This is a genomic window from Paenibacillus sp. GCM10027627, from assembly GCF_042675505.1.
Lineage (GTDB): Bacteria > Bacillota > Bacilli > Paenibacillales > Paenibacillaceae > Pristimantibacillus.
In genome coordinates, this window is sequence record NZ_JBHTHB010000004.1 from 468,321 (window position 1) to 484,638 (window position 16,318).

General features: G+C 49.3%; 16 protein-coding genes. 9 read left to right on the forward strand and 7 right to left on the reverse strand.

Annotated elements, in window-relative coordinates:
- Positions 1-6: 6 nt before the first annotated feature.
- Complete coding sequence (gene panD / locus ACFQZE_RS16675) at positions 7-390, reverse strand: aspartate 1-decarboxylase (protein WP_379358987.1); 384 nt, start codon at positions 388-390, stop codon at positions 7-9.
- A 732-nt stretch (positions 391-1,122) separates the two neighbouring features.
- Between panD and ACFQZE_RS16680 the strand changes: the two genes are divergently transcribed.
- Positions 1,123-2,130, forward strand: a complete 1,008-nt coding sequence (locus ACFQZE_RS16680; protein WP_379358989.1) for a hypothetical protein — start codon at positions 1,123-1,125, stop codon at positions 2,128-2,130.
- Here the strand turns inward: ACFQZE_RS16680 and ACFQZE_RS16685 are convergent.
- Positions 2,127-3,302: an MFS transporter gene (locus ACFQZE_RS16685; protein WP_379358991.1), complete on the reverse strand. Its 1,176-nt coding sequence runs from the start codon at positions 3,300-3,302 to the stop codon at positions 2,127-2,129. The two genes, ACFQZE_RS16680 and ACFQZE_RS16685, sit on opposite strands and share 4 nt — an antisense overlap.
- Positions 3,303-3,499: 197 nt before the next feature.
- On the opposite strand from ACFQZE_RS16685, the gene ACFQZE_RS16690 reads away from it, so the two are divergent.
- The 3 genes from ACFQZE_RS16690 (at position 3,500) to ACFQZE_RS16700 (ending at position 6,425) form a co-directional block, all read left to right on the forward strand.
- Entirely contained in the window at positions 3,500-4,243 is a 744-nt protein-coding gene (locus ACFQZE_RS16690; RefSeq protein WP_379358993.1) for a GntR family transcriptional regulator, read from the forward strand.
- 515 nt (positions 4,244-4,758) lie between these two features.
- Positions 4,759-5,091: a PadR family transcriptional regulator gene (locus tag ACFQZE_RS16695; RefSeq protein ID WP_379358995.1), complete on the forward strand. Its 333-nt coding sequence runs from the start codon at positions 4,759-4,761 to the stop codon at positions 5,089-5,091.
- Entirely contained in the window at positions 5,088-6,425 is a 1,338-nt protein-coding gene (locus ACFQZE_RS16700) for an FtsW/RodA/SpoVE family cell cycle protein (RefSeq protein ID WP_379358997.1), read from the forward strand. The genes ACFQZE_RS16695 and ACFQZE_RS16700 overlap by 4 nt, the downstream gene beginning before the upstream one ends.
- A 73-nt stretch (positions 6,426-6,498) precedes the next feature.
- Here ACFQZE_RS16700 and ACFQZE_RS16705 read toward each other — a convergent pair whose 3' ends face one another.
- From ACFQZE_RS16705 to ACFQZE_RS16725, 5 genes are all read right to left on the reverse strand, one after another.
- Positions 6,499-7,245: an ABC transporter permease gene (locus ACFQZE_RS16705; protein WP_379358999.1), complete on the reverse strand. Its 747-nt coding sequence runs from the start codon at positions 7,243-7,245 to the stop codon at positions 6,499-6,501.
- The gene (locus ACFQZE_RS16710; protein ID WP_379359001.1) at positions 7,246-7,971 is read right to left on the reverse strand and encodes an ABC transporter permease; all 726 of its coding nucleotides are present in this window, start codon (positions 7,969-7,971) and stop codon (positions 7,246-7,248) included. It lies immediately after the preceding gene.
- Complete coding sequence (locus ACFQZE_RS16715; RefSeq protein ID WP_379359003.1) at positions 7,968-8,885, reverse strand: ABC transporter ATP-binding protein; 918 nt, start codon at positions 8,883-8,885, stop codon at positions 7,968-7,970. Before ACFQZE_RS16715 ends, ACFQZE_RS16710 begins: the two co-directional genes overlap by 4 nt.
- 177 nt (positions 8,886-9,062) lie before the next feature.
- A complete protein-coding gene (locus tag ACFQZE_RS16720) occupies positions 9,063-10,544 on the reverse strand; it encodes a sensor histidine kinase (protein WP_379359005.1) in 1,482 nt (493 codons plus the stop codon).
- Complete coding sequence (locus ACFQZE_RS16725; protein WP_379359007.1) at positions 10,541-11,215, reverse strand: response regulator transcription factor; 675 nt, start codon at positions 11,213-11,215, stop codon at positions 10,541-10,543. Before ACFQZE_RS16725 ends, ACFQZE_RS16720 begins: the two co-directional genes overlap by 4 nt.
- Before the next feature lie 108 nt (positions 11,216-11,323).
- Here ACFQZE_RS16725 and ACFQZE_RS16730 point away from each other — a divergent pair, with 108 nt between their 5' ends.
- The 5 genes from ACFQZE_RS16730 (at position 11,324) to ACFQZE_RS16750 (ending at position 16,215) form a co-directional block, all read left to right on the forward strand.
- Complete coding sequence (locus ACFQZE_RS16730; protein ID WP_379359009.1) at positions 11,324-11,713, forward strand: hypothetical protein; 390 nt, start codon at positions 11,324-11,326, stop codon at positions 11,711-11,713.
- Between the two features lie 75 nt (positions 11,714-11,788).
- Positions 11,789-12,910 carry a hypothetical protein gene (locus tag ACFQZE_RS16735; protein WP_379359011.1) on the forward strand — a complete coding sequence of 374 codons (1,122 nt, stop codon included), beginning with the start codon at positions 11,789-11,791 and terminating at the stop codon, positions 12,908-12,910.
- A 258-nt stretch (positions 12,911-13,168) separates the two neighbouring features.
- Complete coding sequence (locus tag ACFQZE_RS16740; RefSeq protein ID WP_379359013.1) at positions 13,169-13,765, forward strand: ECF transporter S component; 597 nt, start codon at positions 13,169-13,171, stop codon at positions 13,763-13,765.
- A gap of 6 nt (positions 13,766-13,771) precedes the next feature.
- On the forward strand, positions 13,772-15,433 hold the full coding sequence (locus tag ACFQZE_RS16745) for an ABC transporter ATP-binding protein (RefSeq protein ID WP_379359015.1): 1,662 nt from the start codon (positions 13,772-13,774) through the stop codon (positions 15,431-15,433).
- Complete coding sequence (locus ACFQZE_RS16750) at positions 15,424-16,215, forward strand: energy-coupling factor transporter transmembrane component T family protein (RefSeq protein ID WP_379359017.1); 792 nt, start codon at positions 15,424-15,426, stop codon at positions 16,213-16,215. The genes ACFQZE_RS16745 and ACFQZE_RS16750 overlap by 10 nt, the downstream gene beginning before the upstream one ends.
- Positions 16,216-16,318: the final 103 nt, after the last annotated feature.

The window sequence follows — 16,318 nt, forward strand, 5'->3', positions numbered from 1 at the left end:
CTGAAGTTAAACGATTGTCGAATGCAGTTCTTGATAAGAATCCGTCACAATACGGTTGTTCTCACCCATAATGACGACGTTTGGCTTGTACGTTCTCGCCTCCTGATCCTCCATCATGGCATAGGAAATAATGATGACCAGATCGCCAGGCTGAACCAGTCTTGCCGCTGCTCCGTTCAGGCAGATCATGCCGGTGCCTCTTGGGCCCGAAATCGCATACGTTTCCAGTCTGGCGCCATTGTTAATATTGACGACCTGCACCTTTTCATTTTCGAGAATATTCGACGCATCCAAAATATCCTGGTCAATCGTAATGCTCCCTACGTAATTCAAGTTGGCCTCGGTAACTACTGCACGGTGAATTTTGGACTTGTGGATTTCTCTAAACATCAAAAACACGCTCCTTAAGGAATAGTGGATGTCCTGCTTGTTTTTTAGGGGATAAAAAAATAAAGAGAATAATCGCCCATTTTCAAATTTATTAAAGTATTGTATAAATATGGACATAAACCGACATGGAAGCTCGCATCATGTAATTTGATTGTTTGCGGTACTTAAAGTTGTTGGTTGTTGTATCGTGATGGGCTGGGAGTGGTGCTAAAAGCTGATTAAGAGAGAGAAGTCTAGGTGAGTTAAGTGTGTGAAGCAAGTTGTATGAGGAGTCGGAACGTGTTGTGAGCCGAAATGGCGGCAAAAAAATGAAAGGATAAAAATCGTTGCTAGTTTGCAATAAATTAATATTTTTCAATGAACATTTGACCTATTTAATTATCAAAGAGCATTTTAGCTATCTACCAAATGTCAATTTTCTCGTAAGTTTTATATATTTCAATGATTTGTCTCATCCTTATAGTAGATGGAAAAAATTCATTCCGTAAGGGTGATTATTGTGTTTAAGGGGGGAAAATTTCATTATTTGATGCCATGCGGTCATGAACATGGCCAAAAGGCGCATTTACTAGGAGGTGACATTTACATCGGAGTTTCGGGTATGGCTGCAAATCTTTAGTCGTCGCATAGTTTGACAGAAATTGGCATGTGTCGGTCTCTGTCTCCCTTATTCTATTCTATTTAAGTTTCCGAGTATACGCTACAGTTTCATATCCGAAGGAGGTTAAACCCATGAATATGTTTATGCCTGCCTATGTCGTGCAATATTTTCACGTCAAATGGTTCGTCCGCGACCAGGACTGGACTCCGCAGGGATTGTCCCATATCATAACGCCCACTTTTTTATTTTGGCTAGTTTTTACAATGAGCGTCTTGCTGATCACTTCCATTTTGGACCCTAAAATCGAAAAAATCGGCTTTGTTCACAAAACCCATCTTTTTTTGGACAAACTAAAGCGCTACCAATTTCCGATATTGCGTATTGGCGTAGGAATAGGCCTGTTGCTTCAGCTCGTCACCGGCACCTACTTGGCTCCAACTTTAGTTCCAGCGCACTGGGGAGTTTATGTTTTGCTTGTGATCGCCATATTAGGTCTGCTGCACCAGCGAACACTTATTATAAGCGGGGCTGCAATAACTACGCTTTATATAATAGCCATTATGACCTACGGTTTGTTTCATATGCTTGACTATATGTTTTATATCGGAATCATCTATTATTTGCTCGCGGCAAATACAAAATGGCATGCCGCATCAGCGACCATGCTTTACTTCTTTACCGGCGTTTCGCTGGCATGGCTGGCCATGGAAAAGCTGACGCTGGCAAAGCTGGCATGCAGTCTTATGCACGAATACGGCATTGCCTCGCTAGGCTTTACGGTGGAAGACTTTGTTCTCATAAGCGCATTTATTGAGATGGCGCTGGCTTGGGCGTTTATTGCGGGCATTATGAACCGCTTTACGGCGCTTATGCTCACTGGACTATTCCTGACGACAACGGCTATTTTCGGCATTACCGAAATTATCGGCCATGCCATTGTCCATACTTTGCTTATTGTATTTTTGGTTGGCGGCCGGGAAGACAGAACGACGCTTTTCCGTTTTTTCAAAAAACCGATCATTCGTCATCTTGTCTTCACGTTTTCCTTTGCCGTTCTTCTATTCGGCCTCATGATTCCTTATATTTGGATGGGTCAGCCCGGCAACGGCTTTGTCATTACCTACAATCCGTTCCTCTAAAAAGCTTTGGATTCGGTCTCCGCTATAGAGCCGGTCCCAACTGCGGACGTCTGATGGTGCCGGTACAACAAGTACAGCAAGGAAGCCGCCACGCAAAAGACGCATAGGAACAAATACAAATATTGCGCTCCCAGACCGTCGATGACGATACCGCCCATCGCGTTGCCGATAATGCCTCCCACCCCCCAGGTTACAGCGGCATATACGGTCTGAAGCGTAGCCTTCGTTCCATCCGTAGCATAGCTTTGTACGACCTCGACAGCGGTCCCGGCGGCAAAAGCAAACGCAATGCCGTTCAAAAGCTGGGCCGCAAGCGTTAAGGTCACGTCAGCAAAGGCGAACATGAGAAAAAATTGAATGCCATAAATAAGCGCTGCCAGACTCAGCACCTGATATCTTCCTATTTTTTTGCTGAGCTTGGCGGCTACCCAAAACATAGGGACTTCAATAATGGCGGCAATGGCGAATGCACTGCCGATCCAGCTTTTGTCAAAACCAAGCTCCTTAAAATAAAGCGGCAAAAAGTTTAAATTGATTGATCCCGACATCATAATAAGCATGCTAATCACAGTGAACAAAATAAACGGCTTATTGCGGACAACTTCACCCATTTGCCCAAACAGGGTAAGCTTGCTCCGGGTCGTTTTCGTTTTCGGGAGAAATAAAACCATAATGGAAACCAACGCGCAAACGATGAGATAATAGAGGAAAATATCGTTGTATCCAAACCTTTCATACAAGATGCCCGTTGCAAAAGTCCCGACTGCGAAGCTAAGCGCCCCCCAAAGTCTTACACTGCCGAACGAAAATCCTCTCTGGCTTGCAATGTCCACAGCCACTGCATCCCCGATCGGTCCAACGGACGATTGAAACCAGGTAAACAGCACGGAAAGCACCACGATCCCAAGGAGTCCGTCTATCCAGTAAAACCCGAGCCCCAGCACCGCGGACACCAAAACGGACGCCACCAAAATGTGACGGGGGCGCTGGAAGCGGTCGTTCCAAATCCCCATTGCAGGCTGAGCGACGATGCTGACAAGAGCCCATAAGGACAAGATGAACCCGACTGTCGTATGGCTGAACCCTTTGTCGCTAAAATAAAGGCTCGTATACGGCATAAGAACGGAAATAGCCAAATACCACAAAAAATAATAACCGGCTAACGATTTCAATGTTTGGCCTCCTTGCTGCTTGAGCAACCTAAGTTGTTATAACAACATTTTATATTATAATATTGGTCATTACCATATGCGATTTTGTTTTATTTGTTATGATATTTGACTCCGGTTTTCGATGTTGATATTCTATTGGTGGACATAGATTCCAACAGTATATACCGTTCCGTTTTTTGAACGAGGAGGATTTCCGGATGCCAAACCCCAAACACTCTTCACTCTATACACAAGTAAAAGCCAAATTATATGAAGATATGCGCACAGGCGTCTATCAATCCGGCGATAGACTGCCCACCGAAAAAGAGCTTTGTGATATTCATGGCGTCAGCCGGACTACTATTCGTCAAGCCTTGCAGCAGTTGGAACTAGAAGGGCGAATACGAAAAATACAAGGCAAAGGCACTTTTGTCATGAAGGAGAAAATTACGCATCATACGCTCGCTCCGATGAGCAGCTTTGAAGACCATATGCATGAGCTGGGCAGACGTTCGGAGAGCAGAGTACTGGAGGCAACAGTCATTCCGGCTGAATCTCCAATTCATAACCTTCTGCATGTCCCGCTTCATTCGCCAGTCACCAAGCTGCTTCGGCTTAGACTCGCGGACGATGAGCCGATTTCCTTCGAAACCTCTTATATCCCATGGCATGTGGCGCCGGGCCTTTCCCAAGACAATTGCACCGGCTCGCTTTTTAAGCTGCTGAAAGAAAAATACGAGAAGCCGGTGTTGCGGTCCGTCGAAACGCTGGAAGCCGCGATCGTAGAGCCCGGCATTGCAAAGCTCCTCGAAATTGACGCCGGTTCCCCCGTTTTTCGTATAACCATAATGGCTTATTCGGATGGGGATGGGCTCGTCGAATACCGTATTCTTTATTTGCGCAGCGATGCTTCGAACTTTTCCATTGAGCGGCGTTATCCAGCAAGTCATGAGAGCCCATAGTTCGGCGATAACTGGTTTATTGAAAGGCCAAACATCTGATTTCTGCATTCCAGCTAAGCAAACAACTGGCGTACAACCGTTCATATAGATAAGTTGGACAAGGTTTGCAAGAGCGTTTGAGCCAGCCCCCGCGAAATTGGAGCATTTTATACGATTGTTAAGATAGCTGCGTTTTTGGTTCATTAGTAGGTGATCTACGCTTGTTAGGTTTGTCCTTTGTTACGTTGTGCTAAGTTGGGATGGATAAGATTGTAAACGCTTTAGCGGGCAAATAGGCTAAACAAACGAGAGGAATTGTAAGGGAAACCTGCTTCCTTCTCTTGCAGCGAACAGAAGCATGAAATAGGCAGATCCGTCGAAGAAGCTTTCTTTGTCGGTCTGCTTATTTTTTGCCGTTGCACAGGGGAAATTCCGGGTATTGCCATTTATAGGAATGCCGAATATAATAGTAGGTATATACCTAGATTTCCGATGCATAGATTAAAGACTTATTCTTGTCGAAGGAGCGTTGGCCGTTGAAAATTAACAAAGAGCTGATGAAAGGGAGCACTGTTATTCTCATTTTGTCACTGCTAGGGAAAAAAGATATGTACGGTTATGAAATGACAAAAGAAATCGAGTTAAGCTCGGCCGGCGTATTTACCTTTAAAGAAGGAACGCTGTACCCTATCCTCCATACGCTCGAAGTAGAACGAATGGTCGAAGCGTACTGGAGCGAAGAAGGAGGCCGCAAGCGGAAATATTACCGGATTACAGACGAGGGCAGACGCGGGCTGGATGAGAAACAAAAAGAATGGACGCTTTTCCGCACAACGGTGGACCGGGTTATCGGAGAGGGAAGCCTATGATTAGAGCGATTGATGGACATGCAGAAGTTCAGGCTTACCTTAACGAAGTTTGCGCGCAAGTGAAGGCTAAGGATGTCCACGAGGATATCAGGCTGGAAATGTTAAATCATTTGGAAGAGTTGACGGAAGAATTAATAGAAGATCGCGGTTTATCTGAAAAAGAGGCGGTCATAGCCTCACTGAAGCAAATGGGCGACGCCGGGCCCGTTGGCAAAAGCTTGCATGAAGCGCATAAGCCCAAGCCCGAATGGACCGTTATTGCCATCGTAACCGGGATGATTGTAATAGCTCTTCTCTCGTTGATCGCACTGCCTGCATCATCGCTGAGTACGAAGCCTTTTGCCCCAAAACTCATATATGGCATTGTTGGAATAGCCTTTATGTCCATCATGTATTTTGCCAACTATAAAAAGCTGCTGTACTTATCCTGGCCTCTTTATGGTGCAACCATTGGTTTCATGATTTGGGCATATTTAAACCCTCATCGTGGTGACGGTACGGGACACTGGTTTTATATAAACGAGAGCTTCCCTTTCGACATCTATTCCCTTTCCCCCTACTTGCTTATACTAGCTTTTGCTGGCATTTTGCACGCGCAAAAAAACAAAAGCTATTCGTCCAATCCCTATTTAAAGTTATTGCTCCGTGGAGTCTTTGCCATTAGAAATCTGTTTTTTATGGCGATTGTTCCGATGTTCCTGTATTTTCAGACACCTGATTTTGACGGGTTGATTTTTTTTATAATAGGTTTCTTAATTCTTCTGATCATTTCCGGAAGAAAGGGTCTGGCAGCAGCTATATGCGCCGTTGTTCCGATAAGTGTCTTATTTGACGATTATGATAAACATCAACTTATTTATGGCTTGCAACGACTTTGGGAAGGTCGTAACAGCCCCCTCGCCGCTCACTCTTTGGAAACCATTCGGGAGGGTGGATTATGGGGCAATGGAGTTGGTTTAGCATTGGATCGACTTCCTCTGATCGAAACGGAAATGCTATTTTCATATTTAGTTTACAGCTTTGGGTGGTTTTTGGGCGCAGCGATTGCTTTGGCAGCTTTCATGTTTATTTTGCGAATCATTCGAATGGCGCTTCAGGTTCAAGATGAATACGGAAAATGGTTGCTGATCGGCATAAGTACGATTTTTGCCCTTAAGCTGCTGTGGAATTTGCTGATGTGTCTTGGGATATCCCCATTCATTGCCGTCAGCCTCCCCCTGCTGCAGTGGGGTTCTTCCTCCGTTGTGGAGTTCGCTCTAGTCGGACTCATGCTGAGTGTGCATCGGCGCAAAGATATGATTGGCCGAAATAAGATTGTAGAGCCTTTGACTTAATTGTTATGTAAAAAGGAGCATCTCGGCAGATGCTCCTTTTGTTGCTTTTATGTGACGAAAATTCCTCCAACTGCTAAATCTCCTTGCGATGCATATAAGCAAGCCCCCCTGCTGCGAAAATCAGTAAGCTTCCGCCTATCGTAACCAGGATGTTTTCCATCGGCAAATTAAAAGCGCCATAGTCCATCTCTCCCGAAGAAAGCATAGCAAGCGACGGCTGCGCCCAAGGATAAAACGGGCTGAACTTGGCGGAATTGACAATTAAAATGTTCGGCAGCGTAAAGGCAACGTTGATCGCAAGCGGCATCGCAAAGCTGCTCCATCCGATAGAGGCCCACAATTGCACAGCTGCCAGGGGCAAGCATGCGAGCCAGCCGCTCGCGATCGCCTGAATGGCTGCGCTCCAATCCATACCGCCTTCAATCCCATGATAATAAACCGTCGCCATAAGCGAAGCTAGAATCAAGAGCTGCGTTGCGGCGAGAAGAGCCGCTATTGTCACAAGCTTGGCCGCATACAGTCCGCCTCTGGATACCGGCAGCGCGAGCAGGCTTTTCCATCCCCCGCCCCCATGCTCGAACCGGCATACAAATGACGAAAATATTCCGGTCAAAATGGGCAGCAGCAACAGGGCGTGCAGCGTAAATACGGAGGATTGCAAAATCGTATAATGCTGGGCCGCTGGAGCCTCGTCCAGCTCGGCGAACAAACCGATCACAAAAGCTAGCGCCGGGCTGATGGGCACCAAAAGCCAAATCGGGGATTTCGCCAGTTTCAGCCGCTCCGACGCCAAAAGCCCCAAAAATGCGCGCAATCGCATTTAGCTCACATCCTTTCGGTTGAAGTGGAGCATGCCGACCACAAGGACAGCCAGTCCGCCGAGCAATCCGGCCAGCACAAACCATTGCGGCTCCACACTAGCGTAAGCGAGCATGGGCCAGTTAAGCGGGACCCAGTCCCCCAGCGGAAAAATGGAGACCACCGCCATGACAATGCCGAGCGTGAGCGGAACCGACTGATTGCGCATCGTCACGCACAACCAGAGGAGCAAAGCAAGCAGCGGCCAAGATGCCAAATAAGGGAGGAAACTAAGCTTGGCAATTTCCGCTATCGGAATATCCCCGCCAAATCCCATTAGCAAGCCGAGCATAACGGTGCCGAGCGCCAATAACATGCTGGATACGGCAAGCATCGATGCGGCAACCGCAAATTTGGAGGCAAACACGGTCAGCCGGGATACGGGCAAAGCAAGCAATTGCTTCCAAGAACTTGTATGATGCTCGATGCTCGCCATAAGCGAGCAAAAAATCGCGATCCCCATTAACAGAGCAATCGGCACAAAGACGAGCAAGTTGTCCAGCAATGCTGCCCACATCTCTCCGCCGTACGCTGTTTGCAAATAATCGAATCTTAATCCGAAATTAAGCGCCTGCATCGCAATCAGCCCAATCGGTCCAAGACAGATGAGAAACCAAAGTCCCTTCCCCTTCAGCTTCAACAAATCGGAGGCGATCACTCGCCCCAGCGCAGTCTTCTTCCCTATCATAAGCTCCGGCCCTCCCCAACAATTTGCAGGAACAGCTCCTCCAGCGACTTTCGCCGCTCCTCAACACGAAGAACATCATGCCCCCCGTCTACCAGTTCCCTTACCGCCCTAGCAACGCTAGTATCATTCGTCTCGGCGATCGTCATCCAATCACCGTCCAGCTTGGCGGCGGCTATACCGGCTGCCGAGAGCGCCGCTGCCGCACGGTTCGGCTCTGAAACGCGCAAAGCAACTTCTCCTTTGGCTTGCTGCTGAAGAACAGAAAGCTTATCTTGAAAAACAAGCTCCCCTTGCCGAATAATGCCGACCGTGCCCGCCATCTGTTCTATTTCGCTCAGCAAATGGCTGGAAATGAGCACCGTAATGCCATGCTCCTTCGGCATCGCCTTAATCAGCTCTCGAATTTCCAAAATACCTGCCGGATCGAGACCGTTCGTCGGTTCATCCAAAATAAGCAGCTCCGGACTCCCGAGAAGAGCGCTGGCGATGCCGAGTCGCTGCTTCATGCCAAGCGAAAACCCTTTGACGGGACGCCGAGCTTCTTTGCCAAGACCGACTATATCCAGTACTTCGCTAATCCGGCCTTTGGGCGCATCAATGATTCTACGAATCGCCTCCAAATTATCTGTAGCGCTCAAATGACCGTAATACGACGGATATTCCACCAAAGAGCCGACCCGTCTCAAAATTGAAAGCCGATGCCTGTGCAGCGACTGTCCAAACAATTCGATATTGCCGCCCGACGGTTTAATGAGCCCAAGCAGCATTCGAATTGTCGTCGTTTTGCCCGCTCCGTTCGGCCCCAAAAATCCGTAAATTTCCCCTTTCGCTATTTTCATGTTCAAATGGGATACGGCATATCTGCCCTTATAACGCTTGCTTAAACCGCTTGTTTCGATAATCCATTCCTTCATCTCATTCACCTCGATTACAAGCTTATCTTCGCAAGGTTAAAGGAACAGCCGCCTTAGTTTAAATTTCGTTTAAAAAAATAGCGGCTTCAGCCTCCGAAACGGAAACTAAAGCCGCTTAATGTCATCTGCTGCCGGATTCCCCTTTGCGGACTCCCACTTGCAGATGATTCAATGCACTTATACGTGTTCATTTAAGCGCTCATTTTGGACTCCAATCCAAATACGAGTACCCTCTGCCGAGCTTTCATTCCGCCAACTTAGCCCCATCTCCCCCACAAGATAATCCACGATGGCAAGCCCGATGCCCGCCCCGTTTCCGTTGGAAAAGGACGAAGCCGCCTCTTCGGAAGAAGGGTCGAGGAACATTCCCGGCCCCCGATCGGCTATAACCAAAGAAGTGGCGCCGTCCGGCCCTCTCTCCACATAAATACCGACGTAGCGCCCACTCGCGGCATGACGCATTATATTTTGGAACAAATTGTCCAGCACACGGCGGAACGCTTCCTTATCCACGCTCCAAATGAGCGATTCGCCCTCCAGACGAATATCGGCTTCCATTCCTTCCTGTTCCCAAGCTGGGTACCAAGCCGCCGCGCTTTCCCGGAGGAGCCGTACTACATCTTGGCGCTCTGGCGCCAGCCGGTAACGCCCGCTTGTCATCAGCGTATAGGACAACAAGTTATCGATGAGCGTGCCGAGTCCTTCTGTCTTAAGCCCCATCAACTTAAGCGCTTCTTGGCCCGCTAAGCTCAGCTCCTCCTTGTGCAGCCGATACATATGCCCTTGCATAACCGTAAGAGGCGTCCTCAAATCATGCGACAAGTTTGAAATGAGCCGTTTTCGCAGCTCTTCTTCCTCGTTCTGGCGCCGCCTGCCTTCTCTTAGCTGCTCCACCATGCCGTTAAACGCTTCCTCCAACCCGCCGATTTCATCGCGGCGCAGTACCGTTACGGGAGTCGGAATGCCCCCGCTATCCCTCTCTGTCAGAGCGGATTGGAGCAGCAGCAGTCTTTTTCGAATACGCATAAAAAAGAAAAGAGACAGCGCCGCAAAAAAGGCAAACATCGCAAACACAAACAAAATGATAAACGGAGTGTTCACCTTCCCGCCCGAATCCCCTTGAACGGCTGCCCTCGGCAATTGTAGAACGATGAATCCGGGCCCCTCGTTGTTTTCCCCAATAAAGGCGACAACGGTAAACGGGTCCCCGTTTACGCTCGATTTCATAAAACGGATGGCCTCATCCGCCGTCCACTTTGCAGGTAAACCGCTGCCGCCCTCCATTCCTTCCCGTGCAGGCAGCTCAAGCTTCGTATTTCCCTGCCCGTCTACCCAAAACAAAGTGGCTTCGGTGTAAACCGCACTAAGCTCAGCCATCCTCTTCTGGACTAACTCGTCATTTTCGCCGGACAAGGCTCGCGCCTCGGCATGCCAATCGGCTTGCACCTTGGCTGCGCTGCCGTATTTCAAGGAATCCGAATCAATGCCTCCCGACGCCCAGTGAAAAAGAACAGGTATGAATGCGCCAAGCGGGATCATGACCGGGATAAATAGAAAAGCGCCGAGTATGATCAGCAAATACCGCGACAACAGGCTGCCGTTTGAAGACCGTCTCCAAAACGAGCGCCGCCGCCGCTTCTTATCCGAACCTGCCTTCATGTCCTCACCCGATATCCGATTCCTCGCACCGTCTCGATAATTTCCGGCTCCGCAGCGTTCCTCTCAACCTTTTCCCGCAAATAACGGATGTGAACCATCAGCGTTTTGTCCCCTTCCAAATAAGGCTCGTCCCAAACCGCCTCATATATTTGCTCTTTAGTCATAATCTGTCCCCGGCGGCTAAGCAAATAGTTAAAAATATGAAACTGCTTGCCGGTCAACATAATTTCCTCGCCTGTGTCCGCATGAACGATACGGTTCTCCTTCTCGTATACAAGCAAGTGCTTAACGGCCAGCGGCAAAGGGCTTGCCTTCTCCGATCTCCGCAGCAGCACCTCGATCCGGGCAGTCAATTCATCGGGATGAAAAGGTTTCGTCAAATAATCGTCCGCGAACTGCAGCCCTTGCACCTTGTCGTCAATTGCCGTTCTCGCGGACAGCAGCATGATAGGCATAGCCGGCGCCGCCTTTTTCAATCGTTGACCAACCGTAAATCCGTCCAAGCCCGGCAGCATAATGTCCAAAATGGCAAGGCTGGCGCCTTCCGCCACCTCTAAAGCGCGATCCCCGCTTCTAAGCCAATGCACTTCATACCCGCAAGCTTGCAAATGATCCGTTACAAATTGCCCAATTTCTTTGTCATCCTCTATATAAAGCAGCTTCGCTCCCATTACCCGTTTCCCTCGCTTGTACATTTAAGGTAAAATTTATACAACCATCCTAATCGTCATTCAATATCATTATACAGGAAAAAAACAACAGCCGGGGGTGCAAGGCACATGTGTTACTTTTTGTATTTAGGGACAGTAGAGCCAATTTCTAATCAATTGATTAAGGATTATTCCAAAAAATACTCGATCGCCATCGACCGCATCAATGCTTATTTAAAAGCTCCAACCACCCATCATTATTACACCATTCACCTTCAATGCGCTTGCGATTTTATTGGGAAAAACGCTAAATATGCGGAAGAAACCATTCGTTTGTTCAAAAGTGTTCAGCAGCCGTTCGAAGTTATTTTACTTGACGCCTCCAAAAATCCAAATACCGATGAAAAGCTGAATGTCCTCATTGCCGATAGGCCGCTAACGGAAACGCTAAGTGTAGATGAATGGTTGACCATCTATCCAGCCCATTTATCGGTTGAAAAGATTTATTGTATTGCTTAATTCATTGTTGCGGCTCATACGAGGTATGATTTTCCTTTCCTTAGCAAAGCTATACGGTAGAAGGAGATGAATGCCATGTCGCAAATGACAACGCTTAGCCGGTTGGCAGCAGCTATCATCGTCACCGTTGCTGTTCTTCCGTTTGGTCTAATAAATGGACCAGAGAGGGCCGAAGCCGCTCACCCTCCCGCCATTCGGCTCATCGTCAAAGCTTCGCCCGATTCCGACTACGAATCGTCCATTCCGCTTGCGATTCCTTCGTTGCTCGAAGGAGCTTCCGCTTCGGCGGAAGCTGCATTGCCCGCTGTGGACACATTCTTGACGATGAACAAAGGAGCGGAAAAAACCGAATACCGGTTAGACGCGGACGGCCATTTGCACTCAAAGGATGGGGAGAAGCTGACGCTGAAGCCAGCAACTCGGCAAAAGCTGCTTGCAGCAGCCAAAAAGCTGAGAGCCAGCCATTACGGGGAGCTGCTGCCGTGGAAGGAAGCGAGATCCGCCGTCCCCCGCAAAGCGGTCGTCACGGTCATCGATCTTGAAACGGGGCTGCGGTTTAAAGCGCAGCGGAGAGCGGGCAGCAGCCACGCGGACGTCCAGCCTTTGACCAAAGCGGATACCGAAATTATGAAAACCATCTACAATGGCGAATGGAGCTGGCACCGCCGGGCTATTGTCGTGGAGGCGAATGGGCGCAAAATCGCCAGCTCCATGCACGGGATGCCCCATGGCGGCGACGGCATTCCGGACAACGGCTTCAGCGGGCACTTTTGCATTCACTTTGAAGGAAGCACGACGCATCGCTCCGGCCAAGTTGACCTCGGTCATCAGCTCATGGTTGCCAAAGCTTCCGGCACGCTGGACGCTTTTTTCAGACGGCTTGGCCCTTATGAAACGATTGACGCTTTTTTCCTCGCCAACGAATACGGGGATCATGGGCTTATGGCAAAACTATTTCCCGATGCTGAACACCCCGAGGCGGCGAAGACGCATTTTGGCGCGGAGGAAGGCAAAATACGCCATCACTACATAGACGCCGAAACGAGTGCCGACGAGGGATTAGCGCTTGATGTAGCTTTGGAAACATGCATTGCACGCGCAAGCGGCTGCTCCGGAAGAGCCAAAAGCGTGTTCCATCTGCGCCGAATGTCGCCTATCGAACCGTGGCGCATCGATGGCATTTTTCCATTTTCGTAAAAAAGGATATTGTCAAACGGTGGTTTATCCTGTAAGTTAATTGATGAATCGCATACACGGGTGCTTGATAAAGTCTTGCTGAGATTGTGGCCGAATGCCGCTGACCGTCAATCTGATCTGGGTAATGCCAGCGTAGAGAACATTTATGCATTTTTTGCGTGCATAGAATGAAGCCTGCCGGTAAACCGGAGGCTTTTTTTGTTGCCCTGCCTGCGAATTCAACCAATTATCGTTGTTCAGGAGAGGAAGAGGGTTGTTATGACTGCAACACATGCTCAGAAAAAGGGACTTACGTTAACCGACGTACTGGTGACGATTATTATCGCTGCCGTATTCGGCGTTATTTACAAACTTTGGGGGCCTGTTTATGATCTGGCCAAACCGTTAGGCACCAATGCAGAGCAAGGGCTATATGGCATGTGGTTTATTGCCGGAACGCTTGCATTCCTTATTATCCGCAAGCCGGGCGTTGCTCTTCTCGCCGAAGTGGCGGCTTCCACCGTTTCTGCACTGCTAGGCAGCGAATGGGGGATCGCTACCTTGTATTATGGCGCCGCCCAAGGCCTTGGAGCCGAGCTCTTCTTTGCCGCTTTCCGCTATCGCAAAATCAACGCATTCGTCGCATCGCTCGCCGCGCTCGGCTCAGCGGCCGCTTCGCTGCTCGTCGACTATTCCTACAACTACATCGAATATTTATCGGCATGGAACTTGACGCTGCTGATCGGTCTGCGCTTGCTCGGCAGCATTGTCATTGCGGGAATTTTCGCTTACGCGCTTGCCAAAGCGCTGGAGAAAACCGGCGTCACGCATTTGCTGCGGCCCGCATCCAAAAAAGATTACGAGATGCTGGGATAAGAAGCCATGTCTCCTTCTATAGCAGCAGGTTTTAACCATTTGCGTTTAAAATATCCCGGAGACGAAAATGGGCTGTTGTTTCAAGGGCTCTCCTTCTCCGCCTTGCAAGGGGAAAAGGTGCTGCTGCTTGGCCCAAGCGGATGCGGCAAATCGACCGCCCTCCAAGTGCTCAGCGGGCTCGTTCCCCGAACCATTGAGCTGCCTATGAAAGCGGACGCTATCATCGTGCCGGATCGCTCGGGTTATGTTTTTCAAGACCCGGATGCTCAGTTTTGCATGCCGTATGTGGACGAAGAGCTCGCTTTTGTACTCGAAAATGTTAGCGTACCTAGAGAGCAGATGGACGGCATCATCAAAGGGCTGCTGGATACAGTCGGGCTGAAGCTGCGGGAGTCGCACACGCTCATTCAAACCTTGTCTCAAGGCATGAAGCAAAGGCTTGCCGTAGCGGCTGCTTTGGCGCTGGAGCCAGATGTGCTGTTTCTGGACGAACCGACCGCTCTGCTCGATACGGAAGGCACTCGCCAAGTTTGGGACACGATCAAGCGTACGTCCGGCGACAAAACCGTTCTTATTGTTGAGCATAAAATCGACGAGATCATCGACTGGGTGGATCGTGTCGCCGTTATGGGGCCGGATGGCACATGGCTCGCCGACGGGTCCCCGAGGGATATTTTCGCATCGCATCGAGAGTTGTTTAAAGCCTATGGCATTTGGTATCCGGGCGTATGGGAGGATCGAATGGAGATTTCTCCCCTTCGCGAGTTCGGAACAGGCTATCGTAGGAATGGGACGGAGAGGGCAACTGGGTTTGAGCTTGCAAGCAGGAATAAAGACGAAGCCAGCAGAGATAAAGACGAAGCCAGCAGAGATAAAGACGAAGCCAGCAGAGATAAAGACGATGCAAGCAGGAATAAAGACGAAGCGAGCAGAGATAAAGACGAAGCGAGTAGCTTAGTTGCAGCATCGACGAGCTCCGGCGGAAATCCGGTTCTTTTGCAAATGGAGAATTTCAAAGGTTTTAGAGGGATAGGCGGAACGGCAAAAATAACGGTGGATCGCTTGAACGCTTCGGCTGGAGAGTGGATTTCCGTCATTGGTAAAAACGGAGCCGGAAAAAGCTCTTTGCTGCTTGCAATCATGAGGCTTATTCGAACGGAAGGGCTTTGCTTGGTCAGAGGGAAAGAACGAAAAAAGGTTGTACAGCTGGCCGATTACGCCTCGTTCGTTTTTCAAAATCCCGAATTTCAGTTTGTTGCCGGAACAGTCGAAAGCGAGATTGCATTTTCGTTGCCCGCAAGCTTGAGCAAGGACGAGAAAGAACGGCGCATTCACGACATTTTGGAGTCGTTTCATTTGCTGCCATTGATAGACAAGCACCCTTATGCACTGTCTATGGGCCAAAAGCGCCGTTTGAGCGTGGCCGTCTCAATCGAGCGGGGACAAAAGCTGCTGCTGCTGGATGAGCCGACGTTCGGGCTGGATGCCCGCAATACGTTTTCCATGCTGGAGCGGCTGGAGCGGCTTCGTGAGGATGGGGCCGCCATTATAATGATCACCCATGACGAAAACATCGTCCGGCATTATTCCACGCGCATTTGGCGGGTAGAAGAAGGACATTTGGCCGAACTGGCTGTAACCGAGGAGGCACCGGTCCTATGCAACTGACGTTTCCGCATCGGCAAACTTGGCTGCACCGGGTCAACCCCGGCGTCAAGCTGCTTCTTTTCCTCGCGCTGTTTATTGCCGTTTTGCTTATTCATCAACTGAATATGCTTATTTATTTTACAATCGCTGTTTTGCTCCTGCTGCTGTGGTCGGGGCACCCTTGGAGGAGACTGCTGCTGTACGCCTCACCTTTCCTGCTTATTTTCGTCTCCACTTCGACAGGAATGATGATGTTCGGAACGGGCAGCACCACTTGGTTTCGTTATGGCTTGATCCACATTACCGAAGAAAGCTTTTACCGAGGGCTCCACTTGGGCTTTCGTGCGCTCAATATGGCCGCCGCCGGCTTGCTGTTCGGCCTTACGACTAGGCCGGTCGCTTTATTTTATTCGTTAATGCAGCAATGGAGGCTCTCTCCAAAATATGCCTACAGCTTTCTAGCCGCGATGCGAATGCTGCCTTTGCTTGCGGAGGAGTTCCAAACGCTGCGACATGCACTGCAAGTTAGGGGCGTCCGTACCCGCTTTACGCCCAAAGGACTTTATCTGACGATTCAGCGGTACGCCATTCCGCTGTTAGCGCAGAGCATCCGTCGCGCGCAGCGCACAGCCGTTGCGATGGAAGCCAAACGGTTCGACAGCAGCGCCTCCCGAACCTACTATTATAAAATCGGCTATTCGGCATGGGATGCCGTATTTGCGCTTTATTTTATCGCGGCTATCTTCGCTTCCGAATGGCTGGCAGCCTATTTGCCTTATTTTCAAGTTGGAGATGTGCGGTAACAGAGAAGTACGTTGTTACGCAGATCCGGGAATTAGTTGTGCCACAAACCAAATCCAACCAGAGTGCCAAATCCGGGGCTCTAGTTGTTTCACAAACCACTAA